The organism is Clostridium sp. 1001271B_151109_B4 (assembly GCF_015670405.1).
Taxonomy (GTDB): Bacteria; Bacillota; Clostridia; order Clostridiales; family Clostridiaceae; genus Clostridium.
The window spans coordinates 1-21,463 of sequence record NZ_JADPBQ010000016.1 but is presented as its reverse complement, the minus strand read 5'-3'; the positions used below and the strand labels follow the sequence as shown (position 1 = coordinate 21,463).

The window sequence follows — 21,463 nt, the reverse complement described above, 5'->3', positions numbered from 1 at the left end:
GAATTAATATAAGTTCTTTTAAGATTTTATATTAATTCCTTGTAATAATACATTTATTTTTTTATTTATAAGTATCTTAATTAACTTGCATACATTTTAAAATAAAATTAATCTTTATTCTATCTTGGATATAATTTTGTTTTTCTTATTTTATTCATTACCTTATCTCTTTTATAGAACATCTGATAATAATCTTGAAATAGACTCCTTAACCTTAACAAATGTACTTCTTTTATTATACATTTCTATGGTTAACTCTTCACATTTCATCATATCTTTTTCAAATTCATATTTTTGCTCTTTTGCTATTTTTTCTGAATATATCACTGAAATAACTTCAAAGTTTAATTCAAAACTTCTTGTATCCATATTAGCAGTTCCTATTGAACAAATTTCATCATCTATAACTATAGTTTTTGCATGTAAAAAAGCATTTCTATCGTAATGATATACTTTTACCCCTTCCTTTATTAATTCACCTGCATAAACTAAATTTGCCCAATATACAAAAGGATGATCACCTTTACCTGGCAACATTATTCTTACATCAACTCCTGAAGCAGCTGCTAACTTTAAACTATCTGAAATACTATTATCAATGATTAAGTAAGGAGATTGTATATAAAGATATCTTTTTGCTTTTTGTATCATTTTTAAATATGTTAACTTTATTTCATATTTATCACTTAAATTTGGTCCACTTGATACTATCTGCATTCCTATATTAGGTCTTTCTATATATTCTTCTTCAACTTCTAATACATGATTTAATGTAACTTCTTCTTTTGTAGCATATCTCCAATCTGCTAAAAACCTTAAATTTAAATCCTTAACGGCACTGCCTTTAAATTTTATATGAGTATCCCTCCAATATCCAAATTTTTTGTTCTTTCCTAAGTATTCGTCTCCAACATTAAATCCACCAACGAATCCTATCTTATTATCTATTACAACAATCTTTCTGTGATTTCTAAAATTCATATTAATATTAATGAGTTTTAGCCACGAAGGAAAGAATTCACCAACTTTACCTCCAACATCAGTTAATTTTTTAAGCACATTTCTATTTAAAGATCTACTTCCAACTGAATCATATAATAATCTAACTTCTACTCCTTCTTTAGCTTTTTCTTCTAATATATTTAATATCTTAGTTCCTATCTCATCATTTTTAAATATATAAAATTCTATATTTATACTTTTTTTGGCTTTTTTTATACTTGTCAATAATTCTTCGAAAAATAAGGTTCCATCTGAATACATATAAACCTCATTGTCATTTCTATATGGAGAATAATCCATAGCTTCAAGAGCCCTAATCATATCAATATTTTTTTTATCGACACCTTCCTCTTTTAAGTCCCCTCTTTCTTTAATTTGATTTTTGTAATTTTCAAATATTTTTAGCTCTGCATTTTTAAATCCAAACATATTAGTTTTATTCATTTTTCTACCAATAAGTATAAGTATAATAAAACCTATAAACGGTGCTAAATATAAAATCAATGTCCATGCTATGATATTATTTGCTGAACGTTTTTCTTTAAATATCATATACGATATTGTTACTAAATTAATTACATGAATTAAAACTGTCATTATCTTAAACATCTCTTCATCTCCTGTATATTATTTTTTCTATTAAAATATCCACTTTATAAAATTATATTATTAGTATTTAACATTTCTATAAACTTATTTTTCACACATATAAAAAGCTTTATCAATTATATAGATAAAGCCTTTCTCCCATTATAATATACATATTATAAAACAAATTTATATTTTAGAAAACATTTTGCATTAACCTTTTTATAAAAATAAAAACCAATATATATCTATACACCTATTGATTAAAATAGATTCAATATATATTGGTATAATATTAAAAATTATTTTATCTAACTATTAAACTTCTTCCTTGAACTCTCTTTGGCGCAACATTTGCTCTTGCTGAATAGCCTATTGCTGCGCACCCTATTACTGCAAAATTTGATGGTATATGACATCTATCAAGAATCCTTCTCACCCTAAAATCATCACAAGTATCTCCTAATTGATTAATCCAGCAAGTTCCCATTCCTAATGATGTTGCAGCTAAAAACATATTCTCTAACCCTGCTGCTCCATCAGTATAAAAATATTTATAATCCTTTTTAGCTGTAACTATTACAAGGGTTGGTGCATTATAATAAAAATTATAATCCTCACTAAATCCTCTTGAATCTTCTCTTTCCCTAAATACTTCTTTAACAGCTTTATTTAATTCATGTAATACTTCGTTATTTTGAATAGCTGTGTAATAACATCCTTGACTATTCATTCCACTTGGTGCACATAAAGCACATTCTAAAATTTCATTCAAATCTTCTGTTGATATTTGTGTATCAATATATTCCCTACAACTTCTTCTAGCTTTAATATTTTTTATAACCTCATTCATCTCAAAACCCTCCTAAAAAATACTCTGTTTTTCCCTCCATATTAATTTATATAAATAAATCTATTTGATATGCTTACCCCCATATTACTTTATAAACTAATATTTCAATCTCACTTAAAATAATTGTCTTATTTTTTCTTCATTTGCTTTAACCCATTTACATAGTGTTGTTGCTTTTATAATTTGCTCTTTTAAAATTTCCTCTGCAGACATAAAATTATTGCTAATACCTTCTTTATACCTAACAAGGAAGTGTAATATTACATCAAGTCTCCTCAGCATAATCAATGATGGTATTACATTTATCTCCTCAAGAGAAAGCTTTACATATTCTTTATACCCATTAATAAAGCTCCTCATATTTTCAAGCTTTACTTTATCATCATTTTCACTTGAAATTGCCTCTGACAAGCATATTGATAAATCCATAGCTTGTAAATCCTTCGCTGAAAACTCAAAATCTAAAACTGCTGAAATATTGTTATTTTCATCTTCTAATACATTAGATGCATTAATATCACCATGAATAATCTGATGTGGTAAAATTCTTAATTTAGGTATTACGTCTTTAAATTCAATAAAATATTTACTTAATTCCATTAAATTATCTTTTTCCTCATTAAATTCATTCGGTGGATTAATACAAAATTCTATAGCCTTATTTAAAGTGCATTTAGGATAAGATTTTTCAAGCTCATAACATGGTTCATAAATAGGCTTAAATTCAATTTCTATACTACCTAACACTTTTGTTATTTCACCAACAGCTTTGCCTAAACTATAAAATTGTTTAGTATTATGTAATTCTGGATTAGTTCCCTTTATCATTTTTGCTACAGATACTAGTTTCCCATCCATTCCCATACTTACAGTATTACCTTCAAGATTTTCTTTTGGTTTTGGAACATTAAATGATAAACTTCTTTTATTAAGTTCTTCTAAAACTAAATGCTCATAGTTTACCTTTTTATTATCTCTATGACTTTCATATATCCTTAAAATATATTTTTTATCTCCTATAACTAAGAATTTAGTGGTATTATTCATTCCACTACTTCCTTGTTTAACATAATAATTTTCTTCCTTAAAATATTGTTTCACAATATAATCTATATATTCTTGTTCCACTTCATTCCCCCCTGAAAGTTTTATAAACTATATTTCATAATCCATACACATTCTATTACAAGTAACACCTTTAACAATTGTGGCAACCTTAACATGTTCTTCATGAACTTGATAATTATTTAAAGCTTCAACACTTTCAAATGTACTATTTAACATTATATCTGCATTACTTCCTGCTATCGGATTAGTTATAACTTCAATTTCAACAATTCCTGGAATCTTATTTTTTAAGCTCTCTAAACCATTTTTAATCTTTAATTTATCTTCTTCACTCCCCTTACCTTCTTGAAAATTCCATAAAATAATATGCTTAATCATATCTTTCTTCTCCTTTTAATTTATTTATATATTAATTATATCAAAGTAACATCTTATTTAAAATTTTCATTTTCCAATTGTTTACATGTTTACTGTTAACATTTTATTTTATTAGATATTTATTTATTTTTACTTAAACATAATTACAATATTTTTTTAACTTTATTCATTATAATAAATTTAAATACTATGTTATACTAAATAATAATTAATATTAGTTAGATAATTTAGGAGTTGAAAAAATGAATATAATTATTTCACCAGCAAAAAAAATGAAGATAAATAATGATGATATTATTTTTGAATATCATCCTGTTTTTATGGATAAAACTAACATACTATATAATCAATTAAAATCTTTTTCATATGATGAACTAAAAAAGCTATTAGTTTGTAATGATGACTTAGCTAAATTAAATTTTGAAAGATATAAAAATATGGATTTAGATAAAAACTTATCTCCTGCCCTTCTAACTTATGAAGGAATTCAATATAAATATATGTCTCCAGATTCTTTTAGTGAAGATGAATTTAATTATGTTAAATCACATTTAAAAATACTATCTGGATTTTATGGAGTTCTTAATCCTTTTGATGGAGTTGTTCCATATAGATTAGAAATGCAAGCAAAACTCAAAATTGACAATAATAAAAATCTTTATGAGTTTTGGGGCAACAACTTATATAAGGAAGTAACTAAAACTAGTAATGTTATTTTAAATTTAGCCTCAAAAGAATATAGTAAAATAATAGAAAAATATTTAAGCAAAAATGATATCTTTGTTACTTGTATATTTGGTGAATTAAAAGATGATAAAATTAAAGTAAAAGCTACAGAAGCTAAAATGGCTAGAGGACTTATGGTACGATATTTAGCTTCTAATAATATAGAGAATATTGAGGATGTTAAAAACTTCTCTGAACTATCTTTTAAATATTCAGAAGAGCTTTCTACCGACAAAGAATTTGTATTTGTAAAATAAAATATATATTTAAAGTAATATGTAAATTATACCATGAAATAAAGCTAACTAAGACTACCGTAAAAGCTATTACAGTAGTCTTAATTTATTTTTGCTATTCTATAACAGTAACTTCTATTGATTTTGAAGCATAACCACCATCTTCATCAATAACATCTACCCAAATTACATGCTTATCTGCAATTTCCGGTTTCCAAATTGTAACATTGGAATCTTTAAATTCATGTAATGTTGTCCATGTATTTTCAAAGTCATGAACAGCTACTCTGTACTGAAGGCTAGAAGCTCCTGTTGCTATAGTTGTAACGTTTACACTATCTCCTACCTTTATTGTAGCTTTATCCACAATCACATCTGTAATTTCAACAGCTTTTTTACTTACCGTAACTTTTTTTGATATATATTTTAAATTACCTGCTGAATCTCTAACATCTACATAAACATAATACTCTCCTTCTTCTTCTGGAGCCCATTTTACTGATGATTCACTAGAATAATCTTTTATTGTAGTATATTCACTTCCTTTCTTATAGTAAAATTTATAACTTAAACTTCCAAGTCCACCTGTTGCATCTGCTGAAATTGAAATTTCTTCGCCTACATTTACCTCTGTTTTATCTAAATTAATAGAATTTAAAACTATATCTGTATTCCTTGGGTCTATTGTAAACTCAAAGGACTCTTCTTTTGTATTCCCTTGTGAATCCTTTGCTGTTACTGATACTTTATAAGTTCCAGCTGTAATTGGTGTCCATTCAGCTGTACTATTTGTAGAATATCCTCTTATAGTTTTTTCTTCATTGGTTTCAGTATTTCTACAAGTAAATTTATATTCTAATGTTCCATTTCCACCAGTTGCTGTTACTGATAACTTTATGGTAGTATCTGCAACCTGTGGTGACACTTTATCTGCTATAAATGAAGTTATTTTTATTGGTTTAACTGCCTCTATTAAAGTCCACATACCATTTTCATAAGTTCCTATCTTTCCTGTTGGCAATGATAATCCTGGTTGTTGTGCTGCTGGTATTTGAACATTTCCATTATTAAATATTACTTGTGTATTTTCTCCCCATCCATCTGGTAATGTGTAACTATATACTCCATTACCTTCATTAGTCATTGGTACTCCTGGCCATTTTGCAATTTCCTTCGTTGGGCTTACGCTTTCATCATATACATAAATATTTGCACTTGACCAGCCACTTGGTAACTTAATCTTTGCAACTGATGTTGTTATAACAGGCGCTTCAACCTTTTTGTAACTATAAGTTACTGTTGTAGATTTTCCTTCTGAATTTTTACCTGTTAATGTTAACTTAACTATATCACCTATAGCTACAGTTTCTCCTAAAGTAATTGATGTTCCATTAGTATAAGTTTTTGCATCCCCTCCATTAACTGAGTAAGTTGCTTCTATTGTATTTTTTGTATTTAAAGTTACATTTAATGAATTAGTAAATTCAGTTCCATCAGCTATTGAACTTGATACCTCTGGATTTGGAACCACTACATTATTCCATGAACTATTCTCATAAATCTTTACCTCACCTGGCTTTAATAATAAACCTGGTTGTTGTGCTGCTGGTATTTGGTTATTTCCATTGTTAAATATTACTTGAGTATTTTCGCCCCATCCGTCTGGTAATGTGTAGCTATATACTCCATTACCTTCATTAGTCATTGGTACTCCTGGCCATTTTGCAATTTCCTTTGTTGGGCTTACACTTTCATCATACACATATATATTTGCTGATGACCATCCACTAGGTAATTTAATCTTTGCAACTGCTGTAGTTACAACTGGTTTATCAATCTTTTTATAAGTGTAAGTTTTCGTTGTAGTCTTTCCTTCTGAATTTTTACCTATTAATGTTAATTTAACTGTAGATCCTATAGCTGTATCTTTACCTATTGTTATAGCTTTTCCGTCAGTATAAGTAGTTTCTCTCCCTCCATCAATTGAATAAGTTGCTTCTACTGTATTCTTTGCATTTAAAGTTATATTTAATGAATTAGTAAATTGAGTTCCATCAGCTATTGAACTTGATACCTCTGGATTTGGAACCACTACATTATTCCATGAATTATTCTCATAAATCTTTACCTCACCTGGCTTTAATAATAAACCTGGTTGTTGTGCTGCTGGTATTTGGTTATTTCCATTGTTAAATATTACTTGAGTATTTTCGCCCCATCCGTCTGGTAATGTGTAGCTATATACTCCATTACCTTCATTAGTCATTGCTACTCCTGGCCATTTTGCAACTTCCTTTGTTGGGCTTACACTTTCATCATACACATATATATTTGCTGATGACCATCCACTAGGTAATTTAATCTTTGCCGTAGCATTCTCAATTACATCAACTTTCTCATATTTATATTCTTTAGAAACATTTTTCCCATCTTCACCTATTCCTGATAAAGTTAAAGCAATTATATCACCTACCTTTGATTCTGAACCTAATGTTATAGTCTTACCATTAGTATAAATTACAGCATTTCCACCATTTATAGAATATGTTGCACTTTTAGTATACTTTTCACTTAATGTTATATTTAATGAATTTACAAACTTAGTTCCTGATACTATAGAACTACTTACTTGAGGATCATTGCCTACTTGAGTAGCATAAATTGTTGCTATTGTACGTCTTCCAATATTACCAGTTAATTTTCCATTAGAAACAGTAAATGTATTTCCTGATACTGAGTCAATATATTGCCCATTAGCTAATTTCGTGTCACAATTAATGCTAGTCCCATCTCCAACATTAACTATCATTATCCCCTTTGTTCCTCTTTCTGTAATAAATACGTTATTACCTTGAGTTCTTATATATTCACCTTCACCAGCCATATTATTTCTAAAATCATTAGCTGCTACTACTATTGGATCTTTCCACATGTCATCTCCAGCACTTCCCATGTTACCAGCTAAGTATCCACCTGCTGTCCTATTAAAGAATAAAGGAGTAGAACCTGAACGCCCTGCAATTATTGCCCATCCTAATTTAATTTGTTCATTTGTCAAAGCAACTGTTTCTTTGCCATCATTTGCATAAGTGTCATGGGATTCTACCCATGTTACTAAGTTTGAAGCACTACCACTTACAGTATAACTTTTTGCATTGTTTACATTAGCTGTACTATGATATCCAACCGCACTTCTTACTGATCCACCATACCAGTCAGTTGTAGTTCTCATATAAGTGTGATATGCATTAATTCTATCTGCTCCACCTTGTAATACTTCACCATAAATAAACAAATTTTCTTTATTATTTAAAGAATTTAAAACTCTTGGCCAAAAATCACTTCCACCATCATCATCAGGTAATTCTATATGCTTAGCAGCATCAAATCTAAATCCATCAGCTCCACAAGCAATAGCATCATTTAAGAAACTTATAACCATATCTTGCAATTTCCAACTTGATGTATTTAAATCTGGAAGACCAATTCCTAAATGAGTTACTTGCCATCTATTATTCCAATCGCTAACCCCTTTATGTTCATGCCAAAGAGTTGAATCATCTTTTATAGACGAATCAACATTATTTGCTGGATAGTAAGAGTCGTCTCCCCCACCTCTATTACCAGTATGATTAGCAACGACGTCAACTATTATATCAACACCGTACTTATCCGCCTCTTCACACATATTTTTAAATTGTTCTCTAGTTCCTAATTGAGCATTTCCAATTTTAAAATTAGTTGGCTGATATAATATCCACCACTTTGAATTAGCCATTAAATCTTCTTTATTACCTTGAATTGGAGATGTTTGAACTGCTGTATATCCAGCTTCTTTAATTTCAGGTAACTTTGATTTTATTGTATCAAATGACCAGTTCCATGCATGCAAAATCGCACCATCATCTATTGTACTAACTAAAGATTGTGTTGTTTCTGTTGCATTTGCTATAGTTATTAGTCCTGTAAAATTATTAAATAATAAACTTAAAGCAAATACTAAAGCAATAAAAAAACTGGTAAACTTCTTTCTATTATTCATTATCTTCCCTCCATATTATATTTCTACAATGAATTACTTTACTTAATTTACTGTGTAATCCATATGTCCTGATGCTTTATTGTTAGAAGAATCTTTAGCATCAACCCATATTTTATATTTTCCCTTTTTAGTCGGTACCCATGTTGTTGTATTACTATCTGAGAAATCACTTATTTTTCTCCATCCATCTTTTATTTCATGAACAGACATTGAATATACAACATCTTTTCCTCCTTTAGATTCAGCGGTTATTTTAACTTCTGAGCCAACATTTCCACTCTCTTTATCGGTCTTTATATTGGTTATATCTATTTTATTATTTTCACTAATCTCTTTTTTACCTATACGAGCTAAAGATTCAGTAATAACATCATAATCTTCCTTTTCTGCTGAAGTTGATGAGTCTGGTCCATACTCTTCAGTTGCAACATCTAGCATTGATTTATCATGTGGTAAAGAAGCTATTCCTGATTGACCAAACGTTGATATATGCATAACCCCAATACCATTGTTCTGAATATAATCTCTATCAATTCCTAATGACTCTAACGGAATTGTCATAGAGTACATTGTATCTTGCTTTGTATCATGACCTTCATCTAACATATTAACCCAATTAGATGCGCTATCATATAAATCATCCGGAGTATAGCCTGCCCATCCATTATCTTTAATTCCTAACATTGTATTTCCTAAAAATCCATTATCATATTTGAATGATACTCCAGCTTCCTTAAATCCAACAGCTGTATCATAATTAAAGCAAGAATCATCCTCTACTTTAAATATCGCTGGTTGTCCTACCCCTGGCTTACTTGAAAAATACATTAGTGTATCTACTTTTGTTTCATAGTTTACCCTAACTCCCCAAACATTTTCATCATAACTTACTACTCCTGTTTTAGAATCTGTTTTCTTTATAGTACCATCCCCACTTTTATTTGGACCTATACTAAATGCTAATATCTGTGGTATATCACCATTATATGGTTTTCCATTATCACTGATTGGGTAATTTTGAGCTGGATCTACAACATCTGTAACATTTACAAATTGCCACATTAGATATAAATTATTATCATCCCAGGCTCCATATAGTGCATACGTATCATATACAGGTCCTTCATGGGATCCCCTAAATATACGTGCATCATCATTAGCTACACCTTGAGCAATTATCATATCTTCTGTCCAATCACTTATGCTATTAATGGTTTTATACTGACCTACTCCAGTAGCATTTGTTGAATAATTTCCCTCATCGCTACTCCTTAAATTTAATCTTGTTATAAATTTGCTTATTATCTTATTTTCTTGTGCAAAAGTAGTAATTGGTCCACTAATTATACTAGCTCCAACAACTCCGGCTACAACTATTGCTGAATATCTTTTATAAATAGATTTCATATTTACCTCCCACCTAATCTAATTTATAACTTTTATAGTTATATTTTTTGATTCCTTATTTCCATCATCATCCTTGACATCAACCCAAATGTTATATACTCCTGCTTTTTCTGGTGCCCACTCTATTTTATTTTCAGTAGAATACTCTGAAGTTAAACTCTTCCACCCTTCATTAATCTCATGAGTAGAAACTTTATACTTGAGAGTTCCAACTCCTGTAGCCGTAGTGCTTATTTCAACAACTTCTCCGATTTTTATAGTTTCCTTACTAGTAGTAACTTCATTAACAACTAGCTTTCCTTTTTCAATTATGAATTTAATTTCTTTATCACTTAACTTTTCATTTGAATCTTTCACAGTAACTTTTATTGTGTAACTTCCTACTTCAGTCGGATTCCAAATGACACTACTATTAGAAGAATATTCACTTATTATTTCGGTTACTTTATCCTTTTCAACCTCAAATTTATATTTAAGTTCTCCTGTACCACTTGCATCTGCTGAAATTTGAATACTTTCATTTATAAGTTGTGGTGATTTTTTATCAGTGTTAATACTATTTATAGTCGGTCCTGTTGGATTCTGAGTATACCATTTACCTTGGTAATACCACATTTCATCCTTAACATCGAAACCTGATTGTCCTTGTGCTGGGTTTTGGCTTCCACCAGCATTACTAAATATTACTTTGGCATTTTCCCAAAGTGGCTGACTATAGCTATACCACCCATCACTATCTTTTTCTAACTTTACTCCAGGCCATGGTGCTACTTCTTCTGTTACACCATCAATCTCCCTATACATATACACATATGGATTGGCCCAATTATTAGGATTATCATAATTAATTTTAACTTTTAACTTAGTTGCATCTACTTTCGTATAGGTATATGTTGCTTCTGATTCTCCATCTAAATTCTTCGCAGAAACCGTTACCACTGTTGATTCATCAAACTCTACATCCTTACCAATACTTATTGTTTGTCCATTTGTATAAGTGCCTTGTTCTACACCATCAATACTATATTTTCCTACTTCTGAATTACTAACATAAAGTTTCAACTCCAAAGTATCTGTATAATATTTTTTTGATTGTTCACTAATACTAACATCTGGTGATTTATCACCCTTTTCTATTAATATTACCCCATTTGTATCTGCAGTAAATGTTACTTTACCATTTTTAACTGTTGTTATATCTCCTGTATATGCATCTCTTACTTTGCTTCCATTGCTAAACACCTTTGAAACATCCACATCTATTCTTCCTGATGCTCCAACAACACAAACTACTCTATCACTATCTCCATTTTTATTATAAACTCTACCAAAAGTATATGGAGACTCTGATATATCTATATTTTCACCTGCACCTACTGATAAGTGATTATTTCTGAATTGTCCAAGTTTTTGCCAATGAGTTAATGTTTGTGAAGCTTGGCTACTTGAATCTGTTAAGTCACTCCAATTCATAGATGTACGATACATTTGATCTTTATATTCTCCCTTTGTGAAGAAATCTTCCCATCCTAATGGCCTTGCTGTCTCATCACCATAAAAAATTTGTACTGCTCCTGGTGCTAATAGTAATGATGTTCCTCCATCAATTAGCTTATTTCTATCATAGATTGAGTCATCATGAGATGAAATATAACTTAGTACATTGAAATCATCATCCTTATTAACCTTTGCTAATTCATTATACTTTGCTTTTAAATTTGAAATTGTTGCTCCCTTAAATGTGAAATTTATAATAGAACTGAAATTTCCAGATGTAAAGAATGCTGATTTCCCTACTCCATGTCCCCAGGATTCTGCAGTTGTCCAAAACTCTGCCTCTTGGTCTAATACCTTATCTGGATTATTTGATTTGTATTCTTTGAATGCTATATCTGCTTCTTCGTTTAGAGCTGACCAAGATTCCATATCAACTTGATTTGCTGTATCACATCTAAATCCATCGATACCAAAATCTCTAATATAATCTGTTAACCATTTTATTACATAATTTCTTGGAGTTCTAGGTAAATTTCTTTTTGTAAAGAATTCATCCAACTCTTTCATTTCTTCTTCATATCTACCTTCTTCTCTCCATTTTGTCTCTAGTATTGGTGGTAGTCCTATCTCTTGTGTACTCTCTGTTTTTATATCTGGTAATCCACAAAGTGAATCTGTATATCCACCACCTTCATTTACCTTTGGATATCCATCATAACCTGCTGAAACCCTTAAAAAATCTGATCCCCACCACTTAGTTGCCCATGTAGAATCCTCTTTGTTATACCAAGTATTTGCTTCAACTGTTCCTCCACTTAAATCACTTAAATTTCCATAGTAATAATCTTCCCATCCATCTATCATACTACCGAATCCATATTCATTAGCATCCTTCATAGTTGTATATCCAACATGATTTAAAACTATATCCATGACAACTCTAATTCCTTGTGAATGAGCTGTATCAACAAAATTTTTAAAATCCTCTTCATTACCCATATTTTCATCTATATTGGTGTAATCTAATGCCCAATATCCATGGTATGAATAATAAGGAAATCCTTCTCCATTATTTTCTCCATTTCCTCCTGCTGCATTTCCTGAAGTATATCCATGTATCTGTTCATAAGGTGCAGTTAACCATATTGCATTAACACCCAAGTCAGTAAAATATCCTTCATCTAATTTTTGTGTTAAACCCTTTAAATCTCCACCGTGAAAGGCTCCGGGATTATTTTCATACCCATTTTGAACATTTCCATTTTGATCTAACCCTCGTCCATATGAATGATCATTACTGATATCACCATTTTTAAACCGGTCAGTCAAAACAAAATATACAGTTGCATTATCCCATGAAAATTTCACTTCCTCCTGTGTATCAGAGCTTTTTTCAATGTTACTTGTTGTAGAATATGTTACTTGTCCATCTTCATCCATGTCAATTTTTAAAACGTTTTCATTTTGTTGATAATTGTTGAGATAAGTAGTATTAAAACTTCTTGTTCTCATTGTAGCACCGGTTACAAGACTACTTGCAATAACAGTAAAAACTATCGCTCCACTTATTACCCGTTTGATTTTTTTCATTTTCAAACTTCTCCCCCCTATTTATTTTTCTATATAAGTGTTTGTTATATATTTTTACTATATATCAAATATATCCCAGTAGCAATCATTTAGTAGTCTTATTTGTTTTTTTGTAATTTTTTACAAAATACATTTTTAGATTTTCTCACAAAAATTTATAATTTTAGACATAAAAAAACAAATGAAACCATTTGTTTTTTTAGGAAAACCTCTACTATTTAATATTACTTTTGTATAAAATAAATATTTTCACCATCACTCTTAATACTAATATCGCCACTACTAGTATAAAAAGTTTTTATTTTATATTTTTCTAATAAAGATACTAATTTTCTATCTGGATACATAAACTGAGAACAAGTTATAACTGCATATTTAGGTGATACAGATTCTAAAAAGTCTCCCACTTCTTTATTATATATTCCATGATGCGCCATCTTTAAAAAAGTATATTCACCATTATTCTCATTAATAAACTCCCTCATTCTTTCATCTTCAGCATCTGCAGCAAATAAAAATCTATACTTTCCATAATCAATTCCGACAATAATACAGTAATCATTAGATTTTTCATACTTATCTTTTAAAGCAGGGTAAATAGTTATATTAGCACCATTAACATCTCTAGTAATTTCATTATGCAATAAAACTGGTATCAACTTATTTCTTTCAACTGCCTCAACATAATTCTTATATTGAACAGTATCTTTCTCATAATCAGCTTGAATTAAATTTTTAATCTTAAAATTATCTAAAATACTTGGTGCTCCACCTATATGGTCCTTATCATTATGAGTTAAAATCAAATATTCAAGCTCTTCAACACCTTTATAATTTAAATAATCATTTATTACAGTACTATTTTCATAAAATCCTGTATCTATAACAATAAATTTCCCTTCACATTCAATCAAAATAAAATCTGACTTTCCTGTGCTCAATATATCTATCTCAAAAGGTAACTTAACAGTAACATCTGCATCTACCCACTTTTTGCTATTACTTTTTATTTTTAAAAATCCTATTATGCTAAATATAATTACTAAAATTATTATTATTAATCTAGTGCTAACTTTTTTTAAGACAACATTTTTCATTTATCTCCCTTCTTAACTATAAAAAAATACTTTATTTATATTATTATACGCTTTTAACATAGTAACTTATACAAATATAAAATTAATATTTTCTATATTATGTTAAATTCATATAACTGTCATAAATTTGACATATTCATGGACTATACTAAAGAAAATAGCACATAGAAATTAGTGTTATTTGTTAGTTAATATCATTCCCTTCACAAGGATATAGATTAGTTCCCCCTATTTCTAATCTATATCTTTTATTATATTAACCCTTTAATTCTCTCCTGAAATTCCTCATATAAACTGCTTATATATTTAAAAATATTTTCATTATATCTTTTCCCATAAACAATTAATGCTTTATATCCAATTCTTACTACAATCTCATTATTCAAATCAACAAACTGTTCAATCTTTTCATCTCCATATTGCATATTTCTAAGATATAGCTTTTGTGTTAATAAGGTTATGTGTATTACTAAATCCCTTATAGAATTAGCCCCATTAGTTTTATTTAAATAATCACGAGTAGAATTCATTAAATATTCGTCATATCTCAAGATTTTTTTAACCAGTTGCTCTATTCCATCTTTCAATTTATATGGAAATATAAATTTATTAGCTAACAAAACAATTATTACACCTATAATTACGTATAAAACTCTATAAAATAATAATTTATTAATATTTACTGTTAATGATGATACACATATTGATGCCATAGCTGCAAATAATGATATTTTATAATATTCCTTAAATCCATATAATAGATATAAAGATAAAATTAAAATTACTATTACAACCCTCTTAGAATCAAATAAATGTATTACTATTCCTGTAATTAAAATAGCTATAATATTTCCTTTTACCCTTTCTCTACTCTTTGAAATAGTATCTTCATAATAAGGTTGCATAATAGACATAATAGTGATTATAGCCCAAATTACTTTATAGAATCCTAAAAATTCAGCTATAAAAATAGCAAATGACAATGTAATTGACATTCTCATAGCAAATTTAAATCTAATTGATGAAATTACAAAATATTCTTTAAAAATTACTTTTGGCTTATCTAAATAAGTTCTTTCCCAATTCTTATATATTTTATTAATATCCTTATTATCTAATTTTTCTAAATCTCTAATGCATTCTATGATGGAAGAAATAGCAAATAATACTTCTTTATACAAATTTGTTGAATTTCTATTTTTTTCAATTATAAAAGCATTTTTATATACTATATCGCTTATCTTACATGCTTGTTTTGAATAATTAATTATTAAATCAATTAATGACCATAAATCCCCCATCTGTTCCTTTGATATATTATTGTTTTTATATTCTTGAAAAATCTTCTTCAAACATATATTTATATACTCTATATTTAAATATAATTTAAACTGAATAGTCCCAAGATTAGTAGTTAAATATCCTTTATGCCTTGTTGTATATACTTTATAAACCAAATCCATCATTATTTTTGAACAATCCTTTGTTAGCTTATAATCAAAATTATCTTCTAAAATATTATCTACTTGAATCTTTAAACTTTTTAATGCAGAGTTAATACTATTTCCAAAAACAACTTTTGCATTAGATCTTTTAATATACGTTCCTATAATTATTATCATTACACCAAAAACAACTGCTAATAACCTATTTGGAAGTTCATAAATAGAGATCTTAGAATATTGAGTAAACACATATAACATTATAAATGGTTTATAAAAGGTTGCATCATAAGGAGATGATATAATATATATTATTAAAAATATTGCTATTAAATCTATAAATATACCAATCCATGGATTTAATGATGATATAAATGCTACTAAAACAATTAATAAGTCTAATAATAATATTCTTCCTATTCTACTAAATGGCTTAACATAAAAATTCTGTCTTCCTATTACTGTTGAGGTTAATGCAATTGGAAATGCTATCATTATATTTTTAACACCAAATAAAACTCCAACACCAGCCATTGTAATTACTGCAACTGTTCCATTTCTTATCATTGATGTAATATTTAAATTATATTTTTTCACAAAATAATCAAGCATTTTCTCACAACCTTTGTTTAAAAGAATTAAATTTCCACTATTACTTTCTCCTTATAAATACATAACTATTCCATACTAAAAATTATTTATAATAAAATAAAGATGTAATAGCTATTTATTTTTAGCTTTACACCCTTATTTTTTCTTTAAATCTTCAATTTCACTTTGTAATTCCTTGATTTGCTTGCTTAACTCTGATATGGATTTCTTTAATTCATTTATATCATTACTTGATTGCATTTTATTTTCTGAACTGCTGGTTGTTTTTTTCTTTTTACTTGAACTTACATTAGCTTGTCCCTCATCGCTAGAATTTGAACAAAATGGATTAGCTGCATTTCTATAAATTGGATTATATATTCTTCCTGGTCCACCTTGAAAATATTGCTGTTGAGCATTAAATGTTATTATTACTTGACCTAAAAGTTGAAGCCAGTTACCTAAAGCATTTTGTACATTAAATGGCATCTTTTGTGCTGCAATATTACCAAACAAAACAGTTATCAAATTAAGTATTTGTGGATTAAAATCTTGAAATCCACCTGGCACATCACTACATGCCTTCCTTTGCTCTTCTGTAGCCTCTGCATTTTCATTTCCAAACATGCAATTTTCACATCTACCATTACTTGCTTGTGAAGTGTTACTACTGCTATTTTCATCAGTAGTTTCTGAATCAAAAGAGGCCATATATTCATTAAAAAATTTTATAAACTCATCAAAACTATTATTTCCATTTTGATTCATAATTTTCCCCATAAAAAACTACTTACTATCATAATACTCTTTAATTTTTTATTTGCTACAATCTCAAAATATGATCTTTTAAATCAAATCATAATTCTTTAATAAACTATCTAAGTTATTTTGTAACTTCACTTCATCTTGAATTAACTAAGGATATATACTTTTGAAAATATGATATTTTATGAGTGAAAATGATTTATTAAATAAAATAAAAAAATATCAAATGTACAAAGTAATATTAGGTGTTAAATTTATTTGATTTATAATATAAAAAACAGTAGATAAGTTTAAAAATTTATCTACTGTTTGATAGATTCATATATTATTAACTATATATCAAAATAATTATTTTAATAATCTGAGCCGGCTAAATATCCTGTTGAAAAAGCCATTTGAAGGTTATATCCACCTGTTTCTGCATCTATATCAATAACTTCACCTGCAAAGTAAAGATTTTTAATTACCTTAGATTCCATAGTTGAAGCATTAATTTCTTTTACTTTTACTCCTCCTGATGTTACTTGAGCAGCTTTTATAGTTAAAGTTTCTCTTGCAGTAAGCTTCATTTCCTTCATATATTCAATTATTTTATTTTCATCTTCCTTCTTTAAATCACTTGATTTAATTTCAGTTAATCCTAACATTTCAAATATAACTTTTAAAAAGTTCTGTGGAAGAATACCTTTTAAATTATTTAATACAGTTTTATTAGGATTACTTCTCATTATTTGCGAAATTTCATCTTTAGATTTATCTTTTAAGAAATCTAAAGATACCTCTACTTCACCTTCACTTAAGGCCTTAGTTATATATGAAGAAAGTTTTAAAACCGCAGGACCTGAAATACCAAAGTGTGTAAATAACATATCTCCAAACTTTTCTATTTTTTTCTTTTTAAGTTTTGCAGAAACTATTACGTCCTTCATTGCAACCCCTTGTAAGCTTTTAACAAACTCTTCTTTTATAACAAGTGGAATTAAAGCTGCATATATAGGTGTAATTGTATGCCCATGCTTTTCTAATATTGAATACATTGCCCCATCGGAACCTGTATTAGGAAAACTCTTTCCTCCTGTTGTTATTATTACTTTATCACCTAATATTCTTTCACCATAAGATGTTACAACCCCTTTAATAGCTTCATTTTCAACTATTAAGTCACTTACCATTGTATTGTATCTAATTTTTACTTTATTCTTCTCTAAATCATTTTTTAGTAATTCTATAACTTCATCAGCCTTATCGCTTTTTGTATATACCTTTTCATCAAGTTCAACTTTATATTCAAGCCCATTATTACTAAAGTATTCTAAAAGTGAATAATTAGAAAATGTATATAATGCACTATATAAAAACTTTTTATTATTAACTATCTTATCAAAAAATTCTTCTATATCTCTATTATTAGTTATATTACAACGACCTCCACCAGTAAGTCTTAATTTCATACCAATTTCTTTATTTCTTTCTATTAATGTAACTTCATTATTTTTTGCTGCACTAAGAGCTGCCATAATTCCAGCAGGCCCTCCCCCAACAACTATAACTTTAGCCAAATTTGTCACCTCACTAAATTTCCTTTGTTTATTTACTCATTATATCATACTTTATAATTCTAGCTATTTATATAATCCATAATATAATTATAAATTTTTAAGAAAGTGTTCATTTGATTTTAAAATATTAATTAGATATAATTTATTAAAATAGGTAATACATACTGCTTTAACTACGTAATTCCATTTAGGTATTTAACTTACCTTACAATAAAATATTTTAATTTAAAGGAGATAATTATGGGATTAAAGAAGATGATTTCTACACTACTTATATGTGGAATAATGATTTTAGGAAATATTAGCACAGTTTATGCTGATGGTGCTAATGTTGTAACTTTAGGGACAAACCTATCTGCTGAACAAAAACAAATAGTTTTAGATTACTTCGGTGTAAAAGAAAATGAAGTTGTTATATTAGAAGTTAATAACCAAGAAGAAAGAAAATACTTAGAAGGAGTTGCTACTGAAGCTCAACTTGGTACAAGAACCTACTCTTGTGCTTATGTACAACCTACTTCAAAAGGAAATGGTCTTAATGTTAAAACAGTAAATTTAACTTATGTTACTTCTTCAATGATAGCTAGTACTCTTACCACTTGTGGCATTACTGATGCAAATGTAATTGCAATGACTCCGATTTCTGGTGGTGTAAGTGGTACTGGTGCTTTAACTGGAATAATGAAAGCTTTTGAAGATGCAACTGGTGAACCTCTCGATGAAACAAAAAAGGAAATTGCTTCTGAAGAGCTAGTTATAACTGGTGATTTAGGTGAAGATATTGGACAAGATAAGGCAACTGGTGTTATAAATGATATTAAAACTGAAATTATTAAAAATAATACTCAAGATACTGTACAAATAGCCGATACAATAAATAATATAACTAATAATTATAACGTTACATTAACACCTGAACAACAACAACAACTAGAAAACTTAATGGCTAAAGTTTCAGAACAAGATTATGACTATAAAGAAATGAAAGATGCCTTAAATAGTGTTAAGGATGTTGTTAACGAAAAACTTGATGCTATGGGTGAAAAAGTATCAACAGGCATTATTGAGTCTATAAAGGAATGGTTTGTTGGATTAGGAGATTGGTTTACTGGTTTATTTAATAGTAATGAAAAAGACCTAGGTATATTAGAAACAACTAACGATGATCTTTTAGGTGATAATGTTGTTGTAGATGCGACTGATGAAAATGTAATTAAATTACCAAGTGCTGAAGAAACTCAAGGTTTCTTTGAAAAAATATGGAATTGGTTTACAGGTTTATTTAACGATGATTCAAATGATATAAATAATGATAATTCTACGGATCCTGTTGATACTCCTATTATTGGTGGTTCTGAAAACACAGAATCAGATAACACTATTGATGATACAATAGATAATGATACAACTCCAGATGAAGATACCTCAAATTTCCTAGAAGATACTAATACATCACCTTATGATACTACTAATACAGATAACTAATATAATTATTAATTAAATTTTAAAAAGACTACTAACCTTTTATATAGTTAGTAGTCCTTTTACTTTTAATTAACTTTTATTAGTTTAATGCAAAAACTGTTACAGTTGCTGCATGAACTCTAACTGTAGGAATATCTTGAGTAAGGTTAGTTAACTTAACAATTGCCATTTCACCATCATTAACTTCTAATAGAATTCCTAATGAAATATTATTAGCATAAACTTGATTTGAAACTGATGCTACATGCTTACTTGCTGGTATCTCATTTCCATTACCATCAGTAAGAGCAAAAATTATATCATTTCCATTGCAGCCACAGCTAGTAGCTGAATATGATACTGTATATTTTACAAAATAAGGATGTCCTCCTAATAATATTATTGCTGCAGTATTATCATCATGTTTAATATTATTTCCTGTAATTTCATGATTACTAAAAACAACATCTTCAGCATAAGATAATTCTTGAACATCTTGGAATGGCCTATAAATTACCCCATAATCATCAATGTTTCCAGCTTCTCCTGTTGCTCCTGTTGCTCCTGTTGCACCTGTTGCACCTGTTGCTCCTGTTACTCCTCTTAATCCTTGTGGTCCTGTTGCACCTGTTGCTCCTGTTGCTCCCCTTATTCCTTGTGGTCCTTGTTCTCCTTGTACTCCTTGTGGTCCTTGTGGCCCTTGCTCACCTTGTGGTCCTTGTTCTCCTTGTGGCCCTTGCTCACCTTGTGCACCTGTTGCTCCTCTTAATCCTTGTGGTCCTTGTTCTCCTTGTACACCTTGTACACCTTGTGGCCCTTGCTCACCTTGTACACCTTGTGGTCCTTGTTCTCCTTGTGGTCCTTGTTCCCCTTGTACTCCTTGTATTCCTTGCTCTCCTTGTATTCCTTGTGCACCTGTTGCTCCAGTTGCACCTGTTGCTCCTCTTGCTCCTGTTGCTCCTGTTGCTCCTGCTACACCTTGTGCTCCTGTTGCTCCTGTTGCTCCTCTTATTCCTTGTGGTCCTGTCGCACCTGTTGCTCCTGCTACACCTTGTGCTCCTGTTGCTCCTGTTGCTCCTGCTATACCTTGTGCTCCTGTTGCACCTGTTGCTCCTGTTGCTCCTCTTAATCCTTGTGGTCCTGTCGCACCTGTTGCTC

At 29.1% G+C, this 21,463-nt stretch carries 13 protein-coding genes and 1 pseudogene; 2 read left to right on the top strand and 12 right to left on the bottom strand.

Translation table 11 applies throughout. The features are described from left to right. Nucleotides 1-171 precede the first annotated feature (171 nt). The 4 genes from cls to I4V63_RS11390 all read right to left on the bottom strand — a co-directional run bounded on the left by cls (nucleotide 172) and on the right by I4V63_RS11390 (nucleotide 3,889). Nucleotides 172-1,611 (bottom strand): cardiolipin synthase, encoded by a 1,440-nt coding sequence (gene cls, locus I4V63_RS11405; RefSeq protein WP_196001375.1) that lies wholly within the window; start codon nucleotides 1,609-1,611, stop codon nucleotides 172-174. Nucleotides 1,612-1,897: 286 nt separating this feature from the next. Continuing rightward, nucleotides 1,898-2,443, bottom strand: coding sequence for a nitroreductase family protein (locus I4V63_RS11400; protein ID WP_196001374.1), 546 nt, complete (start codon nucleotides 2,441-2,443; stop codon nucleotides 1,898-1,900). A gap of 114 nt (nucleotides 2,444-2,557) precedes the next feature. Beyond that, on the bottom strand, nucleotides 2,558-3,571 hold the full coding sequence (locus tag I4V63_RS11395) for a phosphotransferase (protein WP_196001373.1): 1,014 nt from the start codon (nucleotides 3,569-3,571) through the stop codon (nucleotides 2,558-2,560). Between the two features lie 27 nt (nucleotides 3,572-3,598). Beyond that, nucleotides 3,599-3,889: a Dabb family protein gene (locus I4V63_RS11390; protein WP_196001372.1), complete on the bottom strand. Its 291-nt coding sequence runs from the start codon at nucleotides 3,887-3,889 to the stop codon at nucleotides 3,599-3,601. 242 nt (nucleotides 3,890-4,131) lie between these two features. Here I4V63_RS11390 and yaaA point away from each other — a divergent pair, with 242 nt between their 5' ends. Beyond that, nucleotides 4,132-4,872 (top strand): peroxide stress protein YaaA, encoded by a 741-nt coding sequence (gene yaaA, locus I4V63_RS11385; protein ID WP_196001371.1) that lies wholly within the window; start codon nucleotides 4,132-4,134, stop codon nucleotides 4,870-4,872. 94 nt (nucleotides 4,873-4,966) lie between these two features. On the opposite strand, the gene I4V63_RS11380 is transcribed toward yaaA, so the two are convergent. From I4V63_RS11380 to I4V63_RS11350, 7 genes are all read right to left on the bottom strand, one after another. After that, nucleotides 4,967-8,893, bottom strand: coding sequence for a starch-binding protein (locus tag I4V63_RS11380; RefSeq protein WP_196001370.1), 3,927 nt, complete (start codon nucleotides 8,891-8,893; stop codon nucleotides 4,967-4,969). A 42-nt stretch (nucleotides 8,894-8,935) separates the two neighbouring features. Then, nucleotides 8,936-10,300, bottom strand: coding sequence for a hypothetical protein (locus I4V63_RS11375; protein WP_196001369.1), 1,365 nt, complete (start codon nucleotides 10,298-10,300; stop codon nucleotides 8,936-8,938). A gap of 18 nt (nucleotides 10,301-10,318) precedes the next feature. After that, nucleotides 10,319-13,387, bottom strand: coding sequence for an alpha-amylase family glycosyl hydrolase (locus tag I4V63_RS11370; RefSeq protein WP_243280495.1), 3,069 nt, complete (start codon nucleotides 13,385-13,387; stop codon nucleotides 10,319-10,321). 224 nt (nucleotides 13,388-13,611) lie between these two features. Next, on the bottom strand, nucleotides 13,612-14,484 hold the full coding sequence (locus tag I4V63_RS11365; RefSeq protein WP_196001368.1) for an MBL fold metallo-hydrolase: 873 nt from the start codon (nucleotides 14,482-14,484) through the stop codon (nucleotides 13,612-13,614). Between the two features lie 251 nt (nucleotides 14,485-14,735). After that, entirely contained in the window at nucleotides 14,736-16,538 is a 1,803-nt protein-coding gene (locus tag I4V63_RS11360) for an FUSC family protein (protein WP_196001367.1), read from the bottom strand. A 135-nt stretch (nucleotides 16,539-16,673) separates the two neighbouring features. Then, entirely contained in the window at nucleotides 16,674-17,285 is a 612-nt protein-coding gene (locus tag I4V63_RS11355; protein WP_196001366.1) for a hypothetical protein, read from the bottom strand. Between the two features lie 350 nt (nucleotides 17,286-17,635). Beyond that, nucleotides 17,636-18,841 (bottom strand): NAD(P)/FAD-dependent oxidoreductase, encoded by a 1,206-nt coding sequence (locus I4V63_RS11350; protein ID WP_196001365.1) that lies wholly within the window; start codon nucleotides 18,839-18,841, stop codon nucleotides 17,636-17,638. A 240-nt stretch (nucleotides 18,842-19,081) separates the two neighbouring features. Here I4V63_RS11350 and I4V63_RS11345 point away from each other — a divergent pair, with 240 nt between their 5' ends. Beyond that, nucleotides 19,082-20,326: a DUF1002 domain-containing protein gene (locus I4V63_RS11345; protein ID WP_196001364.1), complete on the top strand. Its 1,245-nt coding sequence runs from the start codon at nucleotides 19,082-19,084 to the stop codon at nucleotides 20,324-20,326. A 79-nt stretch (nucleotides 20,327-20,405) separates the two neighbouring features. Here I4V63_RS11345 and I4V63_RS11340 read toward each other — a convergent pair. Beyond that, nucleotides 20,406-21,463 (bottom strand): annotated as a pseudogene (locus I4V63_RS11340) (collagen-like protein); the annotation flags it as partial.

Bases quoted from the DNA above. Each gene is read 5' to 3' on its own strand.
- cls (WP_196001375.1), bottom strand. From the start codon at position 1,611: ATGTTTAAGATAATGACAGTTTTAATTCATGTAATTAATTTAGTAACA.
- I4V63_RS11400 (WP_196001374.1), bottom strand. From the start codon at position 2,443: ATGAATGAGGTTATAAAAAATATTAAAGCTAGAAGAAGTTGTAGGGAA.
- I4V63_RS11390 (WP_196001372.1), bottom strand. From the start codon at position 3,889: ATGATTAAGCATATTATTTTATGGAATTTTCAAGAAGGTAAGGGGAGT.
- yaaA (WP_196001371.1), top strand. From the start codon at position 4,132: ATGAATATAATTATTTCACCAGCAAAAAAAATGAAGATAAATAATGAT.
- I4V63_RS11380 (WP_196001370.1), bottom strand. From the start codon at position 8,893: ATGAATAATAGAAAGAAGTTTACCAGTTTTTTTATTGCTTTAGTATTT.
- I4V63_RS11375 (WP_196001369.1), bottom strand. From the start codon at position 10,300: ATGAAATCTATTTATAAAAGATATTCAGCAATAGTTGTAGCCGGAGTT.
- I4V63_RS11370 (WP_243280495.1), bottom strand. From the start codon at position 13,387: ATGAAAAAAATCAAACGGGTAATAAGTGGAGCGATAGTTTTTACTGTT.
- I4V63_RS11365 (WP_196001368.1), bottom strand. From the start codon at position 14,484: ATGAAAAATGTTGTCTTAAAAAAAGTTAGCACTAGATTAATAATAATA.
- I4V63_RS11360 (WP_196001367.1), bottom strand. From the start codon at position 16,538: ATGCTTGATTATTTTGTGAAAAAATATAATTTAAATATTACATCAATG.
- I4V63_RS11355 (WP_196001366.1), bottom strand. From the start codon at position 17,285: ATGAATCAAAATGGAAATAATAGTTTTGATGAGTTTATAAAATTTTTT.
- I4V63_RS11345 (WP_196001364.1), top strand. From the start codon at position 19,082: ATGGGATTAAAGAAGATGATTTCTACACTACTTATATGTGGAATAATG.